This is a genomic window from Pseudomonas sp. MF08875 (genome assembly GCF_059862525.1).
On record NZ_JCBCUW010000088.1, the window covers coordinates 1 to 9,404 of the forward strand.

At 62.2% G+C, this 9,404-nt stretch carries 8 protein-coding genes; 3 read left to right on the top strand and 5 right to left on the bottom strand.

Features of this window, described 5'->3' with window-relative positions; translation table 11 throughout:
• Positions 1-150: 150 nt before the first annotated feature.
• The 3 genes from AC19YT_RS27535 to AC19YT_RS27545 form a co-directional block, all read right to left on the bottom strand.
• Positions 151-903: a molecular chaperone gene (locus AC19YT_RS27535; RefSeq protein ID WP_371856225.1), complete on the bottom strand. Its 753-nt coding sequence runs from the start codon at positions 901-903 to the stop codon at positions 151-153.
• Positions 904-931: 28 nt separating this feature from the next.
• A complete protein-coding gene (locus AC19YT_RS27540; RefSeq protein WP_500596807.1) occupies positions 932-3,478 on the bottom strand; it encodes a TcfC E-set like domain-containing protein in 2,547 nt (848 codons plus the stop codon).
• A gap of 111 nt (positions 3,479-3,589) precedes the next feature.
• Positions 3,590-4,075, bottom strand: coding sequence for a CS1 type fimbrial major subunit (locus AC19YT_RS27545; RefSeq protein WP_500596809.1), 486 nt, complete (start codon positions 4,073-4,075; stop codon positions 3,590-3,592).
• A 566-nt stretch (positions 4,076-4,641) separates the two neighbouring features.
• Between AC19YT_RS27545 and AC19YT_RS27550 the strand changes: the two genes are divergently transcribed.
• Positions 4,642-5,208 carry a PadR family transcriptional regulator gene (locus AC19YT_RS27550; protein WP_095107979.1) on the top strand — a complete coding sequence of 189 codons (567 nt, stop codon included), beginning with the start codon at positions 4,642-4,644 and terminating at the stop codon, positions 5,206-5,208.
• Positions 5,201-5,977: a siderophore-interacting protein gene (locus tag AC19YT_RS27555; protein ID WP_095107978.1), complete on the top strand. Its 777-nt coding sequence runs from the start codon at positions 5,201-5,203 to the stop codon at positions 5,975-5,977. Before AC19YT_RS27550 ends, AC19YT_RS27555 begins: the two co-directional genes overlap by 8 nt.
• A 61-nt stretch (positions 5,978-6,038) precedes the next feature.
• Here the strand turns inward: AC19YT_RS27555 and AC19YT_RS27560 are convergent, their stop codons facing one another.
• Positions 6,039-6,698: a Pr6Pr family membrane protein gene (locus tag AC19YT_RS27560; protein ID WP_095107977.1), complete on the bottom strand. Its 660-nt coding sequence runs from the start codon at positions 6,696-6,698 to the stop codon at positions 6,039-6,041.
• A 3-nt stretch (positions 6,699-6,701) separates the two neighbouring features.
• A complete protein-coding gene (locus tag AC19YT_RS27565; RefSeq protein ID WP_095107976.1) occupies positions 6,702-6,932 on the bottom strand; it encodes a VF530 family protein in 231 nt (76 codons plus the stop codon).
• A gap of 200 nt (positions 6,933-7,132) precedes the next feature.
• Between AC19YT_RS27565 and AC19YT_RS27570 the strand changes: the two genes are divergently transcribed.
• The gene (locus AC19YT_RS27570; protein ID WP_500611338.1) at positions 7,133-9,160 is read left to right on the top strand and encodes a TonB-dependent receptor; all 2,028 of its coding nucleotides are present in this window, start codon (positions 7,133-7,135) and stop codon (positions 9,158-9,160) included.
• Positions 9,161-9,404 lie beyond the last annotated feature (244 nt).

Here is a 9,404-nt window from a genome sequence, read left to right on the forward strand (position 1 = left end):
TGAGTCAGCTGCCGGTAATGCGTAGTCATCTGCGCTTGAATCCTTCGGTGTGAGAGCCTGGATTCTACCGGTGGCTGGCTCTCTGCCTCTCGTTTCAAGCGTTGCGCTTATTCTATGAATTCAGGCTTATCAATAGATTCAACACGCCACTTAACCTCGGATATCCATCTTGGTTTGTTTGGCGCCCTCGACCAGGGTGAATAAATAATGGCGCCCCGGTTGTTTATTAAACTCGAAGGCATGCCCCGCCATGATGTGGTGTTTAAGGGTCGGCGCGCAGTCGGTTTCACTGTTGATCGCACAGTCCTTGAACTCATCGACCACAACAACGGTATTGCCGTTATTACGGATGCGGTACTGTTGCGCGCTGTTGTCGATCACACTGTTGAACTTCGTATCGTTGGGCCGCACAAAAAACACCGTGCCGTACCCGGCCAATACATTGACCCCGGCGGTCAACTTTTCCTTGTACTCGGCGCGCTCTTGTTCGGAGACGGCGAACTCGTCTTCCTTCTCGGGCATTACCGGTACAAAACGCACGCGAAAGTAACGCTCGCGGCTACGGTCGCCCAAAAACAGCAAACGGGTACTTTGCATGCCATTGGCCGGCACAATCAGCCGCGCGGGGCTGGCGATCAGGCCATCCTTGCTGCTGTCGCCCCGGTCTTTCAGGGGCTGCTCGCTGATGTTGCCCTGCTCGTCGTAGAAGATTTCCATGATGCTGATGCGCACGAATGCCGTGCTGTCGCCGCCGTTGAACACCCGTTTGAGGTACGTGCCTTTATCGCCGTCGAGGTAGTCGTAGACCACACCGACGTTAATTTGCGGCCCGGCCTGCAACGCCGGGGCGCACGCGAGAATGCCCAGCAAAAGCATGCTTTTCAGGCCCAATAGCTTTTTCATCCAGTTCCAACCTCACTCTTCAATGGCGTTAAAAAATGCCGGCGTGGGTGGCGTCGCCGGCGTTGCTGCCTGGCGTGGCCAGGGTGTCTGGGGTGCAGCGCAAGTCACCGATCATCAACACGTCGCTCTCGGCGCTCGCGTTGGCCGGATCGAGACGGAACTGACACATCACGTTTTCCCCCGAGCGCACTTCCAAGGTCGGCGAATTGGCATTCATTTCCATGGAGAAGAACCCGTCCACCTCACTCACGCCGCGGCTGGCGTGGTTGATGACGTGGTAGCCGCGCAGGGGGCGACCTTCGGCGTCCAGCAGCCGGCCAAGGATGGTCACGGTTTTCATCACGCTGACCTTGCGGTAGTCCACCGCGCCCCGGTTCAGGTGATAGTTGGAGCGGGCCGGTTGAATCGTCGCCGCCGGGGCGTGATTGCCTTCGAAGTCGAAGCTCAATGAGCTGTTGCGGTACGCGGTGATAGGGATGAAATTGCGCCCCGTACGCAAGCGCGTGCTCCCACCGCCCTGGTCATCGGCGCGGATAACGACGTCGTCGACATCCGACTCCACGTCCACAATCATCCCCGCGCCCTGGCCCTGGGGCAGGCTGGTCAAGGCCATCGCCCCGCCGCCCACGGCCAGGGTATTGCTCAGGTTCAGGCCACCGGTGAGGTCGCCATTGAACGAAGAGCGCTGCACAAAGCCGTCACCGTTGAGTTGCCGCGTATCGAAACTGGCCATGCCGGACAGCCCCACGCCGTAGGTGTCGGCGCTGGCAGTAGCGGAGACGCTTTGCAGCACATGGTTTTGCAGGTCACGGCGGTAGCTCACCGCGGCGTTGTGGTCGCGCTCGCCTTCGCGGGAGGTGCGCGAGCCCAGGCTGGCGGCCCAGTGCCGGTGGTCACTGGGCCCCCCCAGGGCCAGGTTGAAGGTCAGGTCGAAGCCACGGTTACGCTGGCTGCCGCTGCTCAGGCTGCCCGGGCGGTCAAACAGCGACAGGCGCCAATAACCGTCACTGCCCAGCCAACGGGCACGCTGCATCCAACCCACGTCCAGGCCAGTGCCCTGGGTGTTGCCCTGGCTGTGGGACAGGCGTGCATTGAGGGAGTTGCTGCGGTCCAGGCGATGGTTGAGCGACAGCGATGAATTGCTGGTCTGGCCGACAAAGTCGCTGCGATGGCGGATGCGCGTGCCGTCGGGCAGGATCTCGTAGGTATTGCGGGTATCGAGCCAACTGCGGGTGTGGTTGAACGCGACACTGCCGTTGCCGTAGTGGTACAGCAGGTTCAGGTCGGCGCCGGTGCCGTACTCCTGGGTCTGATACAGGTTGGCGTAGAGATTGACCGCGTTGGCCAGGCTCCAGTCCAACGAGGTGCCCAGTTGCAGGTGATCGCGCACCTGGCGCCCGGAGAGGCCGACGATCAACCGCGGGTGCAGCAAGTAATTGACGGCTGCACCGGCGGTCATAGCGCCGCTCGATTGCTCGTCCCAGTTGCTCAGCAGTTTGGTTTCGCGCCCGGCAAACAGGTTGTAGCGCCAGCGCTCGTCGTGGTTACGCCAGTTGCTGGGCTTGTACACCAACTCCTGGGTGGTGCTGGTGACCAGACCATCCTCGATCAAGCGCACTTCCACTTCATAGATGCCGCCAGGCAGTGGCCGGGTGTCCAGGCTCTGCAACCCGGCGGCCACGGCTTGGGTATTGACCAGCAAGCCGTTGCGGTAGATCTCCACCGAACCCTGGCGGTTGGCGGTGACGTAGATGGGGTACACGCTGGGCTTGGGATTGTTGATAGCCAGGGTGTCGGAGCTGCCGTACATCACGCCCAACGCGGTGTCGGGGCTGGCACCGAACGAGCGCAACTGGCGCGTCAGGCCTTCGGCGTTGGGGGTGAAGTAGCCCAGGCGCAGGAAGTGGCCATCCAGTTCGCGCTGGCCGTAGAGCGAGTACACCGCGTGGTACAGCGTGCTGTCGTCCGGCCCGCCCAGGCGAGACAACTGCATGTTCATCGACTGGGTCCAGTTGCCCAGGCTGGCGTTAGCCTCCAGGCCCAGGCGCCCGCCCAGGTCCTGGCCCTGGCCGCCATTGAGGTTCAGTTGCTGGGTCAGCATCAGCCCTTGGCTGCCTTCGCTGGGCTGGCTGTGGTAATCAGGTTCGTCGGCATCGCGCTCGACGTTTTCGGTGAGCAGCGACACCAGAGATTCTTCGAGGTTGTAGTGCACCGCTACCAATTGCTCAATACACCCCGTGGCGCAGCCGCCCAGGGCCACGCCCTGTTTCAGGTACGCGGCCCAACGGTCGCGTTCGTCGGCAGTGACGGGGCTGTTGTCATGGTCGGTAAAGTTAATCAGGGTCAACCGATCATCGCGGGACAACACCACCATGGCTTCGCCGACGAGTTGCTGGTCGCGCTCTACGCGCACGGCCAGGGGTACATCGAAAAAATGTTCTTCAAAGTCCGATGGAAGGCCTTTGGCCTGGTTCAATAAACTGCGTGGCGTGGTGCCCTCGGCCGCAACGCAAATTGTCATGACCGAGGTTAAAAACAGGACAAGCGCGGCCGCGATAGATGTCATCGGGAACATGAACAAAATACTCTGACTGCAGACAATCAACAGGGAGGTCCCGGCCGAGCGATAAAACTACCGAACGGCCGGAGATACGGCTTCTTGTTATGAAATACCGTGCATGCTTAGTTACGGCGTAACACGCGGCACGTTATCAAACACCACGGTCATATTATTGGCCGTGAACTCACCGGCTTGGGTATCGGCAGGCTTGGCCGCGACGATCACCATGTCGGCCTGGGTACCCGGTGTGGAGGCGGCATCGTCAACCACTTCCTGGGGGGTGCCGGTCAGGGTCTTGCCGTTGAAGGTGGTGGTCAGGGCGATGGAAGAGGAGCCGTTGGTCAGTGCAGCCGGGCCGCCCTCGATGTAGGCATGCACGGAACCATCGGTGTTTTTCACGTTGTACACCTGGCGCAGGCTGCTCAACAGGCCGGTTACCGGGTTGTAGTTCATCACCTCGTTACGGCCCCAGTTCGGGTCGTTGGGCAGCACGTGGAACTGCTTGGTCGGGATGGTGGCGGAGATGTTGATGATGCTGGTTGCCTCGCCTGCTGCAAAAACGCTCGACGACGCGAGCCCCAGAACAACCATGACTGCCATTTTCTTGAGCATCGTTTGAATACCTGTGTGGACCATTAAAAGTGTGTTTTCGATTCAGCAGAAGACCGGAAACCCAAGTTTCCGCCAAACCAACTAGACGCCTGAACTTGGGCCACGAAAGTTTCGTGACCGCCTCAAGTGCCGGGGCATGATCGGCCAATTCGCAACAAAATTAAGTAAGACACCTCAGTTAAATGTGTAGCCATATAACAAGAGGAATGGAAAGAAATAACCAGGCTTTTATTAAAATCAACTTATTGGCTGTAAGAGACCGACTACACACTATAAAAAACAACTAACCACACAGATTGAGGTTAACTGTAAGACAAGTACTACTTACCAGGCAACCTCGGCATTTACACCCGGCCAATAGTCTGGAATTCATTTAACTGTCATAAAAAACATAGCCAAGAATCCGCCTTCTGTCGGGTCAAAAAACATACACACCGGCGGGTTTCGACTCGGAGCCTTTTTGCCTGGCCGGTGGGGCCGTGAGCCGGTGGCGATGGTTTTTTCTTCTTGCATGTGCCTAAAGATATATCTTAAGTTGTATCTAAACCTGCATGGAGAACGACAAAATGAGCGAGCAGCATCCCCGCCACGACGGCCGTGACGGCTTCGAAAAACGCCCCGGCCGCGAACGCGGCGGCCGTGGGCCCCGAGTATTCGCCCCCGGCGACCTGAAATTGCTGCTGCTGGCATTGATCGCCGAGCAGCCCTGCCACGGGTACGACTTGATCCGCCAGATCGAAGGCATGTTCGACGGCGCCTACAGCCCCAGCCCCGGCGTGATCTACCCGACCCTGACGTTCCTGGAAGAAAGCGAACTGATAAGTGGCGACGCCGAAGGTGGGAAAAAGCGCTACAGCGTGACCGACGCCGGACGCCTGTCGTTGCAGGACCAGGCCATCGCTCTGAGCGGCGTGTACATGCGCATCGACGTCAGCAAACGCTCGCTGCGCGGCCACGACCGCCCGGCCGAAATCCACGAGGCGGTGCATAACCTGCGCCACGCCTTGCAGTTGCACCACGGGCGCTGGAGCCCGGCAGAAATCCTGCGGGTGCGCGACCTGCTCAACAACACCGCCAAAGCCATTGTCGACGGCCCCGCCGTCCAGCCCCAACAGGAGCAGCCCCATGAATGAAGTGAATCAACAGCGCATCCACCGCGTCAGCCATCCCATCGTGCGCCGGCACCTGGAGGTGCTGCGCATCACCGACCTGACGCCACGCATGCGCCGCATCACCCTCGGCGGGCCGGAGTTGGCCGGGTTTGTCAGCGTCGGCACGGACGACCACGTCAAGCTGCTGTTCCCCCAGACCGCGGCCGAACACGAAGCCATGAAAACCCTGGTGATCGGCGCCAAAGACGGCGGCCCGATGCCCGCCATGCGCGACTACACGCCACGCCGCTATGACCCGGACAGCCTCGAGCTGGATATCGATTTCGTGCTCCACGGCGACGGCCCTGCCTCGACCTGGGCCGAGCAGGCCCGCGTCGGCCAGGCGCTGTACATCGCCGGGCCACGGGGTTCGATGGTGGTGCCGGACATTTTCGACAGCTACCTGCTGATCGGCGACGAAACCGCCCTGCCCGCCATCGCCCGCCGCCTCGAAGGGCTCACGGGCCAGCGCCGGGTGCACGCGGTGATCGAGATCGCCAACGCCGCCGAGCGCCAAGCGCTGCCAAGCCCGGCGCAGGTCGAGGTGACCTGGGTGATACGCGGCGAACAGAATTTGCTGGAGACGGTGCGCCAACTGACCATCCCCGCAGGCTCGCTGTACGCCTGGATCGCCACCGAAACCAAGCTGTCGCGGCAACTGCGCCGGGTGCTGCTCGACGAACACGGGCTCGACGAGCAGTACGTCAAGGCTGTCGGCTACTGGCGGTTGGATAGCACGCTGGATGAGTGAAGCAGGCTGGCATGGGGTTCAGGTGGGAGCTGGCTTGCCAGCGATGGCGCCCTCAAGATCGCTATCGCGGGCGAGCTCGCGCCCACAGGAACCGATCCAGCGCCACCAGCGCCAGCCCCACCGCGACAAACCCCAGCAGAATCCCCACGGCATTGAGCAGCACCTGTGGATAACCCAGTTTGCCCACGTCGATAAAGGGATAGGGGTACAAGCCAATGGATTCGCCGCGTAGCAGCACCGCGCCGAAGTACAGCAGCGGGTACGCCGCCCACAGCGCCACATGCGCCACACGCAAGCGGCCCTTAGGCACCCAGCGCCACCAGTAAAAGGCAAACAGCAGCGGCATCACGTCGTGCAGCAATTGATCCGCCACCCGTTGCCAGCCCTGGGGTTGCCACAAGTGGCGCAGCAACAGGCTGTAGGCCACCGCCACCACCACAATGCTCACCGCCACACCGCTGCTGACCCACGGCTGGAGGAAAAAGCGCCGTGCCGCACCGTTGCGGGCGCTGAGGTGGCAGGTCAGCACCACCGCCACCAGGGTGTTGCTCAGCACCGTGAAGAAACTGAAGAAATTCACCAACCCGCCCACCAGGCTGGCCTCAGCCGCCCAGCGCAGGCTCAAAATCAAATACAACTGAATCGCCAACCCCGCCCAGCCCAGCCACGCCGCCGCCGTGACAAACCAGCGCTGATGACGGCCCAGGGCGACGGCGTGCATGGCTTAGTGCGGGCGCTTGGTGCGCATCAACTTGACGTAGAGGTGCTCGACCTTCTCCCGCGCCCACGGGGTTTTGCGCAGGAAGGTCAGGCTCGACTTGATGCTGGGGTCGCTTTTAAAGCAGCGGATATCGATGCGCTCGGCCAGCCCCGTCCATTCGTAGTGCTGCACCAGGGCGTTGAGGATCTGTTCCAGGGTCACGCCGTGCAGGGGGTTGGTGTCGGTTGCGGTCATGCCGGGCCTTTGAGCGAAGTGGGGAAGGAAGCCGCGCACCTTAGCCGACGGGCCGCCCCGGTGGAAGCGCTGCCTTGACTGTAGCCGCTGGCGACCACGACGGAAAAGTTCCCCTTGAGCCACGAAAAGAAATGTTATCTTATTACATAACGTAACCCACTCTTTCGTCTCAATCCCCTCCGTTTGCCAAGGAACGCTCCATGCTCCCCACCGCCTCTCGCCCCCTGCTCTGGCGCCTGACGCCGCTGTGCGCCGCGCTGCTGTTCGGCGCCCCGGCCCATGCCCTGGAACTGCAACCGCAAATCATCACCGCCAACCCCTTGGGCAGCCAATTGGCCGCCCCCGCCAGCGTGCTCGAAGGCGATGCCCTGACCCTGCAACAGCAAGGCAGCCTGGGGGAAACCCTGAACAAGCAGCCTGGCGTGTCGTCGTCCTACTTCGGCCCGGGCGCCAGCCGCCCAATCATTCGGGGCCTGGATGGCGACCGCATCCGCATTCTGCGCAACGGTGTCGGCGCCCTCGACGCCTCGTCGTTGTCCTATGACCACGCGGTGCCGCTGGACCCGGTCAACGTCGAGCGCATCGAGATCGTGCGCGGCCCCGCCGCCCTGCTCTACGGCGGCAACGCCATCGGCGGCGTGGTCAACAGCTTCGACAACCGCATCCCCACCGCCGCCATCGACGGTATCCAGGGCGCGGGCGAGTTGCGCTACGGTGGCGCCGACACCACCCGTAGCAGCGCGGGCAAACTGGAGGCTGGCAACGGCACCTTCGCCCTGCACCTGGACGCCAACTCGCGGCAGTTCAACGACCTGAAAATCCCCGGTTTCGCCCGCAGCCGCCACGCCCCCGCCAGCGACGACGGTAATGGCAAAAAGGGCCGCTTGGGCAACAGCGACGGGCGCCAGGACGGCGGCGCGGTGGGCGGTGCCTACACCTGGGACGACGGCTATGCGGGGCTTTCCTACAGCAACTACGACGCCAACTACGGCTCGCCGGCCGAAGACAGCGTGCGCATTGGCATGAAGCAGGATCACTACGCCTTCGCCTCGCAACTGCGTAACCTCGACGGGCCGTTCAGCTTGGTGAAGCTCGACGCCGCCTACACCGACTACGAACACCGGGAAATCGAGGACGGCGAAGTCGGCACGATCTTCAAGAACAAGGGCTACGAAGCGCGTATCGAGGCACGGCACCAGCCCTTGGGCCCCGTGGAAGGCGTGGTCGGCGCCCAGTTCAGCCGCAGCGAATTTTCTGCCCTGGGCGAGGAAGCCTTCGTACCGCAAACCGACACCAACAGCGCCGCGCTCTTCGTGCTCGAAGAACTGCAAGCCAGCGAACGCCTGAAACTGAGCCTGGGCGCGCGCCTGGAGCACACCCGCATCGCCCCCGACAGCCAGGGCAACGAGCGTTTCGCCCGGGCCGACCAGGCCAGCCGCTTCAACGCCGCCAGCCTGTCGTCCGGCGCGGTGTACAGCCTGACGCCGGTGTGGTCCCTGGCCGCGACCCTGGGCTACACCGAACGCGCGCCGACCTTCTACGAGCTGTACGCCAACGGCGCCCACGTCGCCACCGGCACCTATGAAGTGGGCGACGCCGGCCTGAACAAGGAAAAAGCCGTGTCCAGCGACCTGGCCCTGCGCTTTGACAACGGCGTGCACAAGGGCAGCGTGGGGCTGTTCTACAGCCACTTCTCCCACTACATCGGCCTGCTCGGCACGGGGCGCAACCTCAATGACGAAGGCGAAGAAGACGCCGACGGCATCCCCGAATACGGCTACTCCGGCGTGCGGGCGCGCTTCAGCGGCATCGAAGCCCAGGATCGCTGGACACTGGGAGAAAATGCCTACGGCAAGTTTGCCCTGGAGCTGTCCGGCGATTACACCCGCGCGAAAAACCTCGACAACGGCCAGGCCCTGCCCCGCATCGCCCCGCTGCGCCTGAACAGCGGCCTGCTGTGGGAACTGGAACGCTGGCAGGCACGCATCGACGTCGAACACGCCAGCAGCCAACACCGCGTACCGGCCAACGAAAGCGCCACCGACGGCTACACCACCCTGGGCGCCAGCGCCGGCTACCGCTTCGACATCGGCGCCAGCCAATGGCTGGCCTTCGTCAAAGGCGAAAACCTGACCAACCAAACCGTGCGCTACGCCAGCTCGATCCTGCGCGACATCGCCCCGGCCCAAGGCCGAGGGGTGGAGGTGGGGTTGCGCACGACATTCTAAGCCCCCCTTGAGAAGCACCCTCGGTAGGCGCGGGCTCGCCCGCGCCTACCGGGACGGCCCAACCCACAGCGTTCGAGCCACACTGTTACCAAACCTGAAATGATCCATGTCAATAAAAGGCCTGAATTCATAGAATAAGCGCAACGCTTGAAACGAGAGGCAGAGAGCCAGCCACCGGTAGAATCCAGGCTCTCACACCGAAGGATTCAAGCGCAGATGACTACGCATTACCGGCAGCTGACTC

Excerpts from the sequence above, each read along its gene's own strand:
- AC19YT_RS27555 (WP_095107978.1), top strand. The coding sequence starts at position 5,201 with ATGAATGAAGTGAATCAACAGCGCATCCACCGCGTCAGCCATCCCATC.
- AC19YT_RS27550 (WP_095107979.1), top strand. The coding sequence starts at position 4,642 with ATGAGCGAGCAGCATCCCCGCCACGACGGCCGTGACGGCTTCGAAAAA.
- AC19YT_RS27560 (WP_095107977.1), bottom strand. The coding sequence starts at position 6,698 with ATGCACGCCGTCGCCCTGGGCCGTCATCAGCGCTGGTTTGTCACGGCG.
- AC19YT_RS27540 (WP_500596807.1), bottom strand. The coding sequence starts at position 3,478 with ATGTTCCCGATGACATCTATCGCGGCCGCGCTTGTCCTGTTTTTAACC.
- AC19YT_RS27570 (WP_500611338.1), top strand. The coding sequence starts at position 7,133 with ATGCTCCCCACCGCCTCTCGCCCCCTGCTCTGGCGCCTGACGCCGCTG.
- AC19YT_RS27565 (WP_095107976.1), bottom strand. The coding sequence starts at position 6,932 with ATGACCGCAACCGACACCAACCCCCTGCACGGCGTGACCCTGGAACAG.
- AC19YT_RS27545 (WP_500596809.1), bottom strand. The coding sequence starts at position 4,075 with ATGCTCAAGAAAATGGCAGTCATGGTTGTTCTGGGGCTCGCGTCGTCG.
- AC19YT_RS27535 (WP_371856225.1), bottom strand. The coding sequence starts at position 903 with ATGAAAAAGCTATTGGGCCTGAAAAGCATGCTTTTGCTGGGCATTCTC.